The sequence below is a fragment of the Nocardia sp. NPDC002869 genome (assembly GCF_046764065.1).
Lineage (GTDB): Bacteria > Actinomycetota > Actinomycetes > Mycobacteriales > Mycobacteriaceae > Nocardia > Nocardia rhamnosiphila.
On record NZ_JBKOOL010000055.1, the window covers coordinates 17,926 to 31,649 of the forward strand.

General features: G+C 69.6%; 16 protein-coding genes and 1 pseudogene. 11 read left to right on the forward strand and 6 right to left on the reverse strand.

Annotated elements, in window-relative coordinates:
* The first annotated feature begins 2 nt into the window (after nt 1–2).
* The 11 genes and pseudogenes from xerD (at nt 3) to ACLML9_RS13035 (ending at nt 10,852) form a co-directional block, all read left to right on the forward strand.
* Nucleotides 3–944, forward strand: coding sequence for a site-specific tyrosine recombinase XerD (gene xerD / locus ACLML9_RS12985; protein ID WP_411945755.1), 942 nt, complete (start codon nt 3–5; stop codon nt 942–944).
* 325 nt (nt 945–1,269) lie between these two features.
* Nucleotides 1,270–2,082 (forward strand): ParA family protein, encoded by an 813-nt coding sequence (locus tag ACLML9_RS12990; protein WP_411945766.1) that lies wholly within the window; start codon nt 1,270–1,272, stop codon nt 2,080–2,082.
* The gene (locus tag ACLML9_RS12995) at nt 2,007–2,984 is read left to right on the forward strand and encodes a segregation and condensation protein A (RefSeq protein ID WP_411945756.1); all 978 of its coding nucleotides are present in this window, start codon (nt 2,007–2,009) and stop codon (nt 2,982–2,984) included. The genes ACLML9_RS12990 and ACLML9_RS12995 overlap by 76 nt, the downstream gene beginning before the upstream one ends.
* Nucleotides 2,981–3,637 (forward strand): SMC-Scp complex subunit ScpB, encoded by a 657-nt coding sequence (gene scpB / locus ACLML9_RS13000; protein ID WP_063058792.1) that lies wholly within the window; start codon nt 2,981–2,983, stop codon nt 3,635–3,637. Before ACLML9_RS12995 ends, scpB begins: the two co-directional genes overlap by 4 nt.
* A 9-nt stretch (nt 3,638–3,646) precedes the next feature.
* Entirely contained in the window at nt 3,647–4,948 is a 1,302-nt protein-coding gene (locus ACLML9_RS13005) for a pseudouridine synthase (protein WP_411945757.1), read from the forward strand.
* 65 nt (nt 4,949–5,013) lie between these two features.
* Nucleotides 5,014–5,712, forward strand: a complete 699-nt coding sequence (gene cmk / locus ACLML9_RS13010; protein WP_411945767.1) for a (d)CMP kinase — start codon at nt 5,014–5,016, stop codon at nt 5,710–5,712.
* The gene (gene der / locus ACLML9_RS13015; RefSeq protein WP_411945758.1) at nt 5,709–7,136 is read left to right on the forward strand and encodes a ribosome biogenesis GTPase Der; all 1,428 of its coding nucleotides are present in this window, start codon (nt 5,709–5,711) and stop codon (nt 7,134–7,136) included. Before cmk ends, der begins: the two co-directional genes overlap by 4 nt.
* Before the next feature lie 562 nt (nt 7,137–7,698).
* Nucleotides 7,699–8,577 (forward strand): alpha/beta hydrolase fold domain-containing protein, encoded by an 879-nt coding sequence (locus tag ACLML9_RS13020; protein WP_411945759.1) that lies wholly within the window; start codon nt 7,699–7,701, stop codon nt 8,575–8,577.
* Between the two features lie 207 nt (nt 8,578–8,784).
* Nucleotides 8,785–10,152, forward strand: a complete 1,368-nt coding sequence (locus ACLML9_RS13025) for a hypothetical protein (RefSeq protein WP_411945760.1) — start codon at nt 8,785–8,787, stop codon at nt 10,150–10,152.
* An 89-nt stretch (nt 10,153–10,241) separates the two neighbouring features.
* Nucleotides 10,242–10,343: pseudogene (locus tag ACLML9_RS13030) on the forward strand (DnaJ family domain-containing protein); the annotation flags it as partial.
* An 80-nt stretch (nt 10,344–10,423) separates the two neighbouring features.
* On the forward strand, nt 10,424–10,852 hold the full coding sequence (locus tag ACLML9_RS13035) for a nuclear transport factor 2 family protein (RefSeq protein WP_411945761.1): 429 nt from the start codon (nt 10,424–10,426) through the stop codon (nt 10,850–10,852).
* A gap of 9 nt (nt 10,853–10,861) precedes the next feature.
* Here the strand turns inward: ACLML9_RS13035 and ACLML9_RS13040 are convergent, their stop codons facing one another.
* The 6 genes from ACLML9_RS13040 to ACLML9_RS13065 are packed head-to-tail and all read right to left on the reverse strand — an operon-like array spanning nt 10,862 to nt 13,719.
* The gene (locus ACLML9_RS13040) at nt 10,862–11,617 is read right to left on the reverse strand and encodes a metallophosphoesterase family protein (protein WP_411945762.1); all 756 of its coding nucleotides are present in this window, start codon (nt 11,615–11,617) and stop codon (nt 10,862–10,864) included.
* 24 nt (nt 11,618–11,641) lie between these two features.
* On the reverse strand, nt 11,642–11,920 hold the full coding sequence (locus tag ACLML9_RS13045; protein ID WP_411945763.1) for a BON domain-containing protein: 279 nt from the start codon (nt 11,918–11,920) through the stop codon (nt 11,642–11,644).
* Nucleotides 11,921–12,505: a hypothetical protein gene (locus ACLML9_RS13050; RefSeq protein WP_411945764.1), complete on the reverse strand. Its 585-nt coding sequence runs from the start codon at nt 12,503–12,505 to the stop codon at nt 11,921–11,923. It abuts the gene before it with no gap.
* A gap of 32 nt (nt 12,506–12,537) precedes the next feature.
* Entirely contained in the window at nt 12,538–12,771 is a 234-nt protein-coding gene (locus ACLML9_RS13055; RefSeq protein WP_030521238.1) for a DUF6480 family protein, read from the reverse strand.
* 5 nt (nt 12,772–12,776) lie between these two features.
* Nucleotides 12,777–13,136: a CDGSH iron-sulfur domain-containing protein gene (locus tag ACLML9_RS13060; protein ID WP_411945765.1), complete on the reverse strand. Its 360-nt coding sequence runs from the start codon at nt 13,134–13,136 to the stop codon at nt 12,777–12,779.
* Nucleotides 13,117–13,719: a methyltransferase domain-containing protein gene (locus ACLML9_RS13065; RefSeq protein WP_411945768.1), complete on the reverse strand. Its 603-nt coding sequence runs from the start codon at nt 13,717–13,719 to the stop codon at nt 13,117–13,119. Before ACLML9_RS13065 ends, ACLML9_RS13060 begins: the two co-directional genes overlap by 20 nt.
* Nucleotides 13,720–13,724: the final 5 nt, after the last annotated feature.

The following is a 13,724-nucleotide window of genomic DNA, read 5'->3' on the forward strand; positions in this document are numbered from 1 at the left end:
CGGTGCGGGAGGTCGAAATCTTCCTGGACCATCTGGCCGTGGAGCGGGGTGCCGCGCGCAGCACCCTCTCCGCGTACCGCCGGGACCTGTCCCGGTACCGGGAGTTCCTGAGCGAACGCGGTCGCGCCGATCTGGCATCCGTCGCGGAACGCGATATCACCGAGTTCGCGGTCGCCCTGCGGGCCGGTGGCGCGCACCGTCCCCCGCTGGCGCCGGGCTCGGTGGCGCGGGCATTGATCGCCGTGCGGGGATTGCACCGGTTCGCGGCTGCCGAAGGGCTGACCAGCGCCGATGTCGCGCAAGCCGTCAAACCACCGATGGTGGGCCAGCGGCTGCCCAAAGCGCTCCCGGTGGATCAGGTGTTGCGGCTGCTGGACGCGGCGGAGGCCGGCGCCGGGACCGGGGGCGAAGCCGCGGCGCGCGGGTTGCGTGACCGGGCGCTGCTGGAACTGCTCTACTCGACCGGCGCGCGGATCTCCGAGACCGTCGGACTCGATATCGACGACCTCGATATCGACGACCGGGCTGTCGTCCTGCGCGGTAAGGGCGGTAAACAGCGGATCGTGCCCATCGGCCGCCCCGCGCTGGCCGCGGTGGACGCCTACCTGGTGCGCGGCCGGCCCGCCCTCGCGGCCCGGGCCCGCCGGTATACGCCCGGCGCGGCGGCCGCGGTGTTCCTGAACGTGCGCGGCGGCCGCTTGTCCCGGCAGAGCGCCTGGCAGGTACTCCAGCGCGCCGCCGAGCACGCCGGGATCACCGCGACGGTGTCCCCGCACACCCTCCGGCATTCCTTCGCCACCCATCTACTCGACGGCGGCGCCGATGTACGGGTCGTCCAGGAACTACTGGGCCACGCGTCGGTGACCACCACCCAGATCTACACATTGGTCACGGTGGGGACGCTGCGCGAGGTCTGGGCGACGGCCCATCCGCGCGCGCGATGAGTGGGTGTGTTCTCGGCGCAACGCCGCAGGCCGCGCCGTGAACACCAACACGCCGCGGATACACGCGGCGCTCGAGTGGGGTCAACCGGTAGCGTCTAGGACTAGCCGGACCGTGGCGAAAGCGAGACCGTGCCTTGATCGGCCTCGTTACGCTCTACGAGGTGACGGACGGGTAGGAACGTATAAGGAGCAGCGGATCGTGACGACAGCCGGAGCGGCGGACTCGCCCAAGGGCGCCGAGAGCGACGATCGCGCCGCGTCTGTATGGGGCGCGGGCCCCGAACCCGTTCCTGCCGACGCGGCGCTCGGGCCGACGGGTCGGCCCCTGCGCGCGGTCCCGGATCCGCCCGAGCCGTCGCACGAGGGCAACGCGCTCATCGTGGCGATGTGCAATCAGAAAGGCGGAGTGGGCAAGACCACCTCGACCATCAATCTGGGTGCGGCGCTGGCCGAATACGGCCGCCGGGTACTGCTGGTGGATCTCGATCCGCAGGGCGCGCTGTCGGCGGGTCTGGGTGTGGCACACCACGATCTCGATCTGACCGTGCACAATCTGCTCATCGGAGCGCCGGTGAGCGCCGATGACGTGCTCACGCAGACCAAGGTCGAGAACCTGGATCTGCTCCCCAGCAATATCGACCTGTCGGCGGCCGAGATCCAGTTGGTGAACGAGGTCGGCCGCGAGCAGTCGCTGGGCCGTGCGCTGGAACCGATCCGCGACCGCTACGACTACATCCTCATCGATTGCCAGCCGTCGCTCGGTCTGCTCACCGTGAACGCGCTCGCCTGCTCCGACGGGGTGATCATCCCGATGGAATGCGAGTACTTCTCGTTGCGCGGGCTGGCCCTGCTCAACGACACCGTGGAGAAGGTCCGGGACCGGCTGAATCCGCGGCTGAGCCTGTACGGCATCGTGGTGACCATGTTCGACGCCCGGTTGCTGCATTCCCGCCAGGTGATGGCGCGGGTGGTGGAGGTGTTCGGCGAACTGGTCTACGACACCGCGATCGCGCGAACGGTCCGGTTCCCGGATGCCAGCGTCGCCGGTGAACCGATCACCACATGGGCGCCGAAATCCAGTGGTGCCGAGGCGTATCGGGCGATGGCACGGGAAGTCATCCATCGGTCCGGTCGGTGAGTGGGCCGCCCCGCCCGGCATCGTCGACGATCGGCCAACCCGCCGCGCCCGCGGATCCGGCGGGCGCGGCAGCGGAGAAGTCCGGTTTCCATCTGCGGTTGAGCAATTTCGAAGGTCCGTTCGACCTGCTGCTCCAGCTGATCTCGCAACGCCGTCTCGATGTGACCGAGGTGGCGCTGCACAAGGTCACCGACGAGTTCATCGCCTACACCAAGGCGTTGACCGCCGCGTTGAACCAGCCCGGCAATACGCTGCGCACGGACAAGATCCTGGATCAGACCACCGAGTTCCTGGTGGTGGCGGCGACCCTGCTGGATCTGAAGGCGGCACGGCTGCTGCCGTCGGGTGAGGTGACCGACCCCGACGATCTGGAGTTGCTCGAGGCCCGGGATCTGCTGTTCGCCCGGCTGCTGCAGTATCGGGCGTTCAAGCAGGTCGCCGAGTTGCTCGGGGAACTGGAGGCGGCCGCGCTGCGCCGGTATCCGCGCAGTGTCGGGTTGGAGGAGCGATTCGCGAGTCTGCTGCCGGAGGTCGACCTCGGGGTCGACGCGGCCGGTTTCGCCGACATCGCGGCGGCGGCGTTCCGGCCGCGGCCGGTGCCGACCGTGGGCCTGGACCATCTGCACGCGCATACGATATCGGTGGCGGAGCAGGCGACGCTCGTGCTGGAACGGCTGCGCGCCCGGGGCGTGGGGGTATGGACCACGTTCGCCGAGCTGGTGGCCGATTGCGCGGCGCCGATCCAGATTGTGGCGCGGTTCCTGGCGTTGCTCGAGCTGTATCGGGGTAAGACGATCGAGTTCGACCAGCCCGACCCGCTGGGCCCGCTCGCCGTGCGCTGGATCGGCGACGACGGGGACGGCGGCGCCGCGCCGGTGACCATAGAAGAGGACTACGGATGACCGAGGCTGTGACCGATATCGCGCCCGAGCCGTTGGACGACGACGAATTCCGGGCGGCGCTCGAGGCGCTGCTGCTCGTGGTGGACACTCCGGCGCCGGTGGAGCAGCTGGCCACGGCCCTGGACGAGGCCCCGCAGCGGGTGGAGCGCACCCTGCGGGAGATGTCGGCGGAACTGGCCGCCCGGCGCAGCGGAATCGATCTGCGTTTCGCCGGGGACGGGTGGCGCTTCTATACTCGCAGCGAGTACGCACCCTATGTGGAGCGTATGTTGCTCGACGGCGCCCGGTCGAAGTTGACCCGGGCGGCTCTGGAGACGCTGGCGGTGGTGGCATACCGTCAGCCGGTGACCCGGGCTCGGGTCAGCGCGGTGCGCGGTGTCAACGTCGACGGTGTGATGCGCACCCTGCTGGCCAGGGGATTGATCACCGAGGCGGGCACCGACCCGGAAACCAACGGCACGCTGTACGGCACCACCGAACTGTTCCTGGAACGGATCGGATTGGCGTCGCTGAGCGATCTGCCGCCATTGGCGCCCCTGTTGCCGGGGGTGGACCTGATCGATGAGATCAACGACAGTCTGGAGACGGACCCCCGCTACACCAGGCTGCGAAAACCCGCCGAGGAGGATCTGAACCTCGGCGCCGAGGATTGACAGGAAAACGTGAAGACACCCGCTCGCCGTGATGGCATACCGGATCGTAGGAAAAGTGGCGACCAGGCCGACCGGGCCGGTCGCGGCCGCGGCGCCCCCCGTACCGGGGACGCCCGCCGCGGTGGTGGTGATACGCCCCGCACCGGCCGTACCGGGGGACCGCGCAGTACCGAACGGGGGGCCCGCAGTGACCAGCTGCCGCGTTCCGGGCGCCCCGCAAGTGCGGAACCGTCCTCCGGCGGCCGCGGCGCCCGCACCGCCGGCGGTCGCGGTGACTTCGCCACCCCGGGCCGGGCGGGTTCGGCCGGGACGGGCCGCGGTGGCGCCGCGGGATCGGCCCGGGCCGGATCGGCGGGCGCGGGTCGCGGTGGTTCCGCGGGGACGGGCCGTGGCGGCTCGACTGCGGGCCGAAGTGGCGCCGCCGGATCGCGTGCCGGTGGCCGCCCGGGCGGCGGTACGGCCCGTAAGACTCAGAGCACTCGGTCCGGGAGCAGCGCCCCGCTGCTGAACAATGCGAAACCGGCCCGGCATCAGCATGCGGAATCGGGTGAACCCGGTCACGAGAAGTTGCCCTGGGGCGAGGGCGAACGCCTGCAGAAGGTACTGGCCAAGGCCGGGGTCGCCTCCCGCCGGGCGGCCGAGGAGATGATCGAGCAGGGTCGCGTCGAGGTCGACGGCATCATCGTGCGCGAGCAGGGCCTGCGCATCGACCCGGAGAACGCCGTGGTGCGGGTGGACGGGACCCGGGTGGTGGTGCGCGAGGAACTGGTGCACCTGGCCCTGAACAAGCCCAAGGGCTGGCAGTCCACCATGTCCGACGATCTGGGCCGGCCCTGTGTCGGCGATATCGTCGCCGAGCGGGTCGCGGCCGGGCAGCGGCTGTTCCACGTGGGCCGGTTGGACGCCGATACCGAGGGATTGCTGCTGCTCACCAATGACGGTGATCTCGCGCACCGCCTGATGCACCCGTCCTACGAGGTATCCAAGACCTACCTGGCGACCGTGCAGGGCGAAGTGCACCGTTCGATCGGCAAGATCCTGCGCGAGGGCGTGGAGCTCGACGACGGACCGGCCAAGGTGGACCGCTTCCAGGTGCTCGAGGTCGACGCGGGACGTTCCCTGGTGAAAGTGGTGTTGCACGAGGGGCGCAAACATATCGTGCGGCGGCTGCTGGACGCGGTCGGGCATCCGGTGACCAGGCTGGTCCGCACCCATATCGGCCCGGTCGTCCTGAACGACCAACGTCCGGGCACGCTGCGCGTGCTGGGGCGCGATGAAATCGGCAAACTCTACGAGGCGGTGTCTTTGTGAACGGTGTGGAAGCTCCGGTGGGGGTCGTCGTGGATCCGGCCCGCGACCGGTCCCTGGTCGTCGCGATGGACGGTCCCTCGGGGACCGGGAAGTCCAGTGTGTCGCGGCGGCTGGCGGCACGGCTTTCGGCCCGCTACCTCGATACCGGCGCCATGTACCGGGTCGCCACGTTGCAGGTGCTGCGTGCGGGGGTCGACCCGGCGGATTCCGCCGCGGTGGCGGCGACGGTCACCGATATGCCGTTGCGGATCGGTACCGATCCCGAACGGGAACTGATCGAACTCGACGGCGACGATGTGCGTACCGAGATCCGCGGCGCCGAGGTCACCGCGGCGGTATCGGCCGTCTCGGCGGTGCCGGAGGTCCGGGAGCAACTGGTGGCGCTGCAGCGTGAGATCACGGTGAGCGCGGGCCGGATCGTGGTCGAGGGCCGCGATATCGGTACCACCGTCCTGCCCGACGCCGACGCCAAGATCTATCTGACCGCGTCCGCGCGGGCGCGCGCCCATCGCCGTAATCAGCAGAATATCGCCGAGGGCCGCGGGGACGACTATGCGGGGGTACTCGCCGATGTGGAGCGCCGTGACCGCCTCGATTCGACGCGCGCGGTGTCGCCGCTGCGGCGGGCCGAGGACGCGGTGCAGGTCGACACCAGCGAACTGACCATGGACGAGACCATCGAGGAGCTGTACCGCGAGGTCGGCCGGCAGTTGGACCGGCCGCGGGATCGTGCCGCGGCGCGCAGCCGGGGAGCTGCCGGATGAGCGAGGACACCGTGAGTGACGTACTCGCCGGCGACGGCGTATGGAGCGACGAATCGGATTGGGAGCTCACCGATCTCGCCGGTGACGCGGAGGCCGCCGACCATGTGCCGATGCCCACGCTGGCTGTGGTCGGACGCCCGAATGTCGGTAAATCGACGCTGGTGAACCGTATTCTGGGCCGCCGCGAAGCCGTGGTCGAGGATGTGCCCGGGGTGACCCGGGACCGGGTCTCCTACGAAGCCAACTGGGCGGGCCGCCGTTTCTGGGTGCAGGACACCGGCGGCTGGGAACCGGACGCCAAGGGGCTGCAGCAGTCGGTGGCGCGGCAGGCCGAACTCGCCATGAACACGGCCGACGCCATTGTGCTGGTGGTCGACGCGGTGGTCGGCGCGACCGCCACCGACGAGGCCGCCGTGAAGGTGCTGCGGCGGGCGAAGACACCGGTCATCCTGGTTGCCAACAAGGTCGACGACCAGCGCTTGGAGGCCGATGCGGCCGCGCTGTGGTCGCTGGGTCTCGGGGAACCGCGGATGGTCTCCGCCGTGCACGGCCGCGGGACCGGTGACCTGCTCGACGATGTGCTCGACGTGCTGCCGGAGACCCCGCGGGAACTCGGCGGGCCCGGCGGCGGGCCGCGCCGGGTGGCGCTGGTCGGAAAACCGAATGTCGGTAAATCGAGTCTGCTGAACAAGCTGAGCGGTGACGAGCGGTCGGTGGTGCACGATATCGCCGGCACCACGGTCGATCCGGTCGATTCGCTGGTGGAACTGGGCGGCAAGGTCTGGCGTTTCGTCGATACCGCGGGGCTGCGGCGCAAGGTCGCCAATGCCAGCGGTACCGAGTACTACGCCTCGTTGCGCACCAAATCGGCCCTGGAGGCCTCCGAGGTGGCCATCATGCTGATCGACGCCGCGCAGCCCATCACCGAACAGGACCTACGGGTGATCAGCCTGGTCGCCGACTCCGGGCGGGCCCTGGTGCTGGCGTTCAACAAATGGGATCTGGTGGACGAGGACCGCCGCCTGCAACTCGAGCGCGAGGTCGATCGCGATCTGGTGCGGGTGCCGTGGGCGCAGCGGGTCAATATCTCCGCGCAGACGGGCCGGGCGGTGCAGAAGCTCGTCCCGGCCATGGAGACCGCACTGGAATCCTGGGACAAACGGATTTCGACCGGCCGCTTGAACACCTGGTTGAAAGAGGTGGTCGCCGCGACTCCGCCGCCCATGCGCGGCGGGCGGCTGCCCCGGGTGCTGTTCGCCACCCAGGCCACCACCAGGCCACCGACCTTCGTCCTGTTCACCACCGGGTTCCTGGAGGCCGGCTATCGCCGGTTCCTGGAGCGGCGGCTGCGCGAGGAGTTCGGGTTCGACGGGTCGCCGGTGCGGATCTCGGTCCGGATCCGGGAGAAGCGCGCCAGGAAGTGAACCCCGGTGCTCACCCGCCGCCACGGCGGGTGAGCACCGGCGTTTCCGGCCGGTGCCGTAGGTCCGGCTACTACCGGGGAACTGCGCGCCAGGGGTCGCGCCGGGACAGGGTGTCGGCCGATGGCAGCTCGTGCCGTGCTGCGTATTCGCGGCGGGCCCGGAGTGCGGCACGGATGCGTGGACGGAACTTCCGCTCCCGGCCGCAGCTGTCGTAGCCGTCGTAACGCATACCGGCGCTCAAAACCGCGGCGACCACCGACCGGGGAGCGCGGCCGTCTCGTCCGGGCGTGGGGAAGTCCGGTCCGGCGCAATACATTTCGAATCCACAACGGGGCAACCGTACCGCACGGCCGAATGCGGATCCGCCCCGGGCCGCCGACTCCGGCGTTTCTGCGATATCCGGCACGCGGGGCAGACGTAGTGCGTCCGGTACCGGTACGGCCTGTCGTCGCACATCCGACGAAGGTAGAGCGCCCGCCGGTGGACGCATCGGAATATGCTCCGCAGAGCCGGGACCGGTCCGGTTCCGCCCGGCGGGCGGATACGGAGGGAGTGGACATTCATGGTCAGTCGCCGCGCCCGGGCGCTGTCGGTGTTCCTGCGGGTCACCCGCCAACGCGGTATGGCGACCGCGGAGAAGGCCCGGGTCGCCATGGCCGAACCCGCCGGCCCCCACACCCCGCCGCGGCGGCTGCGGCGCCGGCACCGGGTCGAAAACCGCCTCGTCGACGGCTTCCCCTGCTACCGCGTGACGCCCCGGACGGCCCCGGAGTCCGGGAAAGTCGTGCTCTATCTGCACGGCGGTAGCTTCTTCCGGGAGATCAGCTGGTGGCACTGGCGGTTCATCGATCGGCTCGTCACGGCCGGGCACCGGGTTGAGGTGCCGATCTATCCGCTGGCGCCGCGGTACACCTACCGGTCGGCGCGGCCGTATCTGCTCGCGGTGTATCGGGAGGTGATCGACGCGGTGGAGCCCGGGCGGGTGGTACTCGCCGGGGATTCCGCCGGTGGCACCCTGGCGCTGCTGCTCGCCCAGGCACTGCCGGACGCCGGACTGCCCGGCCCGGCGCGGCTGATCCTGTTCGCGCCGTGTCTCGATATGCGTCTGTCCGCACCGGAGATCGACCGGGTGCAGGCGGACGATCCGTGGCTGGCGCGCCCCGGGCTGCTCGAGGCGGGACGCGTCTGGGCCGGCGGGGACGACCTCGGGCTGCCGGAACTCAGCCCGATCAACGGTCCGGTGGACGGGCTACCGGAAACGGATCTCTTCGTCGGCACGCACGACATCCTGTACCCCGACGCGCGCGCATTCGCCGCACGCGCCGGCGCGCGCGTGCGTCTCATCGCCGAACCCGGCCTGTTCCATGTGTATCCGCTCGCTCCGGTCCCCGAGGCGCGTCCCGTGGTGAAAGCGGTCCTGACCACCTTGGACGACCTGTGAGCGGCCGCGCCGGCGGCCCTCGCCGGGTCGTGACGTGCACCCGCGGACGCGGAAACGCCGGGCTGCCGGGGGAACTCGTGAACAGCCTGTGAACGCCCACGGAATTCGGCTGATTCGACCGTGACGATGCATCGCGGAGCAAAGGCCGGTACCGTACCCGGGCGTGACTACTTGTCTGCCATCGAATCACCCGAGGCGGGAGCCGTAATGACTGTCGAACCGCCACTCGAGGACGATGTCACGCAACTGGCTCAGCGCGTCGAGCACGCTCGGGGCCGGCTGGCCTACCAGTTCGACCCCGCCCTCACCGAGGCACTGTCGGAAACGGAGCTACGCGCCGAACGTGAACTCGCCGAGCGCATCCGCGAACAGGAGCGCGGGCAGCGCTGGAAGGAGATCCAAGCGGTCGCCTCGGCCAACGATCGGGCCAGGCAGACCACCGAGCAGATCGAGAAGGCGGATATGCGCGACCTCTTGCTCGCCCGTAAAGCCATCGCCGCTCAGCGCCGGGAGTCCAGCCCGCACGCCAAACTCGCCTCGCTGTACCGGCATCGATCCTGGTCGTTGCGTGCGCTGGCCGGTGTGGTCGGTGCGGGGATGCTCTGGTCGGCCGTCAACGTGCAGCAGAACATCGCCCCCACCGGTGCGTCCGATCCGCTGTTCTGGTTCAGCTATCTGCTGGAAGCGATGATCAGTGTCTGCTTGATCATCATCATGATCGGTACCAACAAGGTCGCGGAGTGGGGGGTGATCAACAACCGGAAACAGGTGGCCGCCGCCGAGATCGCGCTGCTCGCCCTGACCGTCGGACTGAACACCTACCCCTATCTGCGGGTCGGTGAATGGTATGACGCCGCCGTGCACGCGGTCGCCCCGGTGATGATCGGTGTCGCGCTGCTCATCCACGACGCGGCGAGCAGTCGCTACGGTATGGCGATCCTGCGGGCCACCGAACAGGTCCGGGTGCTGCCCGACCCCGCGGATCAGATCCGCAACAGCCTGCCCCGGGTGAGCCTGCGGCTCGATCACGCGAAGCTGGCGACCGAAGTCCCGGCGGTCCAGTCCGAGCCGAAACCGGCTGCGCTGGAGGCGGGCAGTACGAAGACAGCGGGTTCCGCATCGAGTGGTTCGGCCTTCCGGCCGGACGGCAAGGGCGGTGATACGGGAAAACGCCGGTCGGGGGATCTGGCGGAGGTCACCTCCGGGTTGATCGGGCGGACCAGTTCGCTGCTCGATGAGATGGCCGCCAATTCGTCCCTGTTCGAAGGGGACTCGGCCGCGACGAAAACCGCCGATACCACCGACAAGCTTCCGGTGACCAAACCCAAGAAACTCTCGGGGCTGGGTAAGGGTTCCTCCGACGGCACCAGGAACGGTTCCGCGGAGAGCAAGGGCAAGATGTCCGGGGACAAGGAGACCGACGAGTTCCTCGACGTCGTCCGCTCCTCCGACGGCTACGACACCGGGCAGTTCCGGGTCGCCGATATCCTCGAGCAGGAGCTCGCCGACCTCCAGGCGGAGCGCCGCCGGGCCCGTTCCGGCCGCGCCCGCAGCACCACCACCAACGGGGCCTGAGCCCGGGGGTGGCCCGTGGTTGCACGGGTCACCCCGGCGCCGCTGCCGGAGCGCAGCGTTACCGTGGTGGGAGACGGTGAGGAGGCACGATGACCGAGCGTAAACCCGTGGGTGTCGGCTTCGAGTCCTGGGTCGATCGCAAGATCCGGGAAGCCACCGAACGCGGCGACTTCGAGAACCTCTCCGGCGCCGGTAAACCGCGCATCGGATCTTCCGCGGCCGCTGAGACCGAACCCGCCCGGACACCGCGGCGGTGCGGTTGTATGGAGGGATGGATTCAGCGACCCTCGCCGATCGGCTCGAGATCACCGATCTGCTCACCCGCTACGCCACCGCCGTCGACAGCAAGGACTGGGCGCTGTACCGCACAGTGTTCACGGCCGATGCGCAGATCGACTACAGCACGGCCGGCGGCCCGGTCGGCGATCTCGACACCGTGGTGGCCCGGCTGACCGAGCAGCTGAACCTGTTCGCCCGCACCCAGCATTTCATCTCCAATATCGCGGTCGACCTCGACGGCGACACCGCGAAGGTGCGGGCCATGTTCTTCAACCCGATGATCGTGTCCCCGGGCAAACAGTTCACCTGCGGCGGCTGGTACAACCACGACCTCATCCGGACTCCCGACGGCTGGCGCAGCACCCGGCTGCTCGAGGAAGCGGCCTGGTTCGACGGTATCGAGGCCGCGTTCGCGCAGTAGGCGGCCCGGTCATCCGGTCAACGCGGTTTCGCTGTGCTCCCGCACGCGCGTCTGCCGCGGATGCAGTTCGTACACCGCGAAGGCCGAGCGGATGACCGGCTGGGCGACATTGCGGACGCGGATACCGCCGGGTGTGGTGCCGCGTTCGCACCCGGCGTGGGCGTGCCCGTGCAGCGCCAGATCCGCCCGGTGGGTGTCGATGGGCTCACCGAGCAGGTAGGAACCCAGAAACGGGTAGATCTCCCGCGGTTCACCGTGCAGAGTGTCGCTGACGGGGGAGTAGTGGGTGAGGACCACCGTGACATCGGTGTCGAGCTCGGCCAGCGCGGTATCGAGCCGGGTGGCCAACTCCACGGTGTGCCCGGCGAACTCGCGCATCAGGTGTTCGCCGAATACGCTGGCGCATTTCCCGGCGAACCCGCCGCCGAAGCCCTTCGTTCCCGCGACGCCCAGCGTGCGATCGCCGATCGTGACCGTGGTGGCGCTGCCTTCGAGGACCGTGATCCCGGCCGTGGCCAGCATTTCCGTGATCTCGTCGGAGAGATCGCTGTGATAATCATGGTTGCCGAGGACCGCGATGACCGGGACGCCGACATCGGCGAATTCCGTGGCCACCACCTCGGCTTCGGGCAGGGTCCCGTGATTGGTCAGATCACCGGCCAACAGCAGGACATCGGCGTGGTCCGGTAGGCCGCGTAGCGCGGGCCGCAGCATGCCCCGCGAATCGGTCCCCAGATGGACATCCCCCACAGCGGCGATCCGCATCGGTGCACTCCCTTCCGCCCGGTGTCAGTCACCGAGGTCCTCGCATTCGCCCGGGCCGGGCGTCGCGGTCACATGTACGTCGTTGTGGATCTGTGCGTCCGGGGCTATCTCGTGCACCACGTCCTCGAGCCGGCGCCGCCGCTCCGCGGTACCCACTTCGCCGTCGAGCACCACCACATCGCCCCGGATCCGCACCCGCACACCCTGTTCGGCGCAATGTGGATCCTCGGTCAAAGCCCGGTGTAGTTCGGCGGCCAGGTACTCCGGTGGCCGGCCGGGCGGACGGTTCTGGGTTTCCGACATCTATCCGGCCTTTCCTGAGGTTCGATCATCGGCCCGGGTGTCGGCGATGCCGAGATCGTCGATCAACCCGAGGAACGCCCGCGCGTAGGGCGAATGTTCGGTCTGGGCGCGCACCGACGGCCAATCCACCTGTTCGCGCAGATCGCGGGAGATACGCAACAGCGGGCTCAGGTCCAGCCGGTGGGCGTCGAAGACCAGCAGTTTGTCGACCAGCAGATCGGTGCCGTGCACCACCGGCGCCATTGTCGGCCCGACCCGCATGATCTCCGCCCGGGCCAGCAGGGCGTCGTCCACCTCGCGATTGTTGGGCCGGTGGATGACATCGATGAGGGTATCGCCGTCGTAGGCCTTGGTGAGCCAATCCTCGGCGGCGTCGGCGATACGCAGTCCCGCGCGGGCCAGTTCACTGCGCGCCCGCCCGCTGTCGGCGGGTTTGACGAAGAGATCGACATCGTGATCGGAGGGCGGTCCGCCCCGGGCATAGACCGCGCAGCCGCCCGCCACGGCGAAGGGGACGTCGTGGTGCGTCAGCGCATTCGCGGCTCGTGTCAGCGCATGGAGCAACTGCTGAAGGGTCGGAGCCATACCGGGCGGCTACCCGGAAACGGCACCGCCAATCAGCTCACGACCGTGATCACCAGGGCCACCGCCACCACCACGAACGCGGCGACCAGGGCGATCGTCAGGACCACCGCCAGGACTCCGGTCGGGGGGAAGTGATGACGCGTGGCCGGCTCCTCCGCCGACAACCCGGAAGTCTGCGGAGTATCGGGCGGTGTGGAGCCCGGTGGGACTCCGCCGCCCGGTTCCAGATCAGGGGTTTCGGCGGGGTCGGGATCCATGGACGACATACCCTCTACCTCCCTTCTCGATCATTTCCGGAGCGCCGGGCCCGGCGGCGATGGCTCGTATCGCACAGCGGGTAGCTCCCGGAACGTTTGCAGGTACACAGCGCGACCAGGAAGCGGTCGGCGAGCATGTGGTCACCCTTCGGGGTGATCACCTCCAGCGGGCCCTCCACCAGCGCCGGACCCTCGGCGGTGAAGGTGATCCGGCGTACCGGGTTCGCCGCGTCCGGTGGGCCGGGGGCCGGTTCCGGCCGGGGGCCGGAAGCATCGTCCGCCGCCGCGTCGTCCGCCGTCGCGGGGTCGGCGTGGCGGATCGCGGCGAGCAACTCGTCGGGGCCGGGCGGTGTGTCAGCGGGTTCGGTCGGCACGGATCACCACCAATTCCTCGTGCTCTTGTTCGGGCTGGATCAGGCCGCGTTCCCGCAGCCACTCCAGCCGGCTGCGCATCACCGGCCCGAACGGGATGACGGTGCGGGCCACCACGGTCGCCTTCAACCCACCCGCACGCAACCGGGTAAGCGTGGCGGCGATACCCGAGACCGCGGAGTGCACGATCAGCGCGGTACCGCCGACGGCGAGCAACTGCGGCATCATCTCGCACAGGGGGTCCAGCAGATGGCGGCCGTGCCAGCCGGCGTCCCAGGCGCGCGCGGGGCCGTCCTCGGGCGGGTGGGTTTCGCTGGGTACATACGGCGGGTTGGCGACCACCACGTCGAACGTGCGGCCCGCGACCACCCGGGTGACGTCTCCGCACAGCAGTTCCAGCCGCACCCCGTACAGCCGGCTGTTGAACCAGGCCGAGGCCAGCGCGGCGCGTGACAGGTCCACCGCGGTGACGGCCGCCGCCCCGGACCGGGCGGCGTGGATCGCCAGCGCACCGGTTCCGGTGCACGCGTCGAGTACCTGCGCGCCGCGCGGCAGGGCCGCGTCGGTCATCGCCCGGGCGAGCAGCCGGG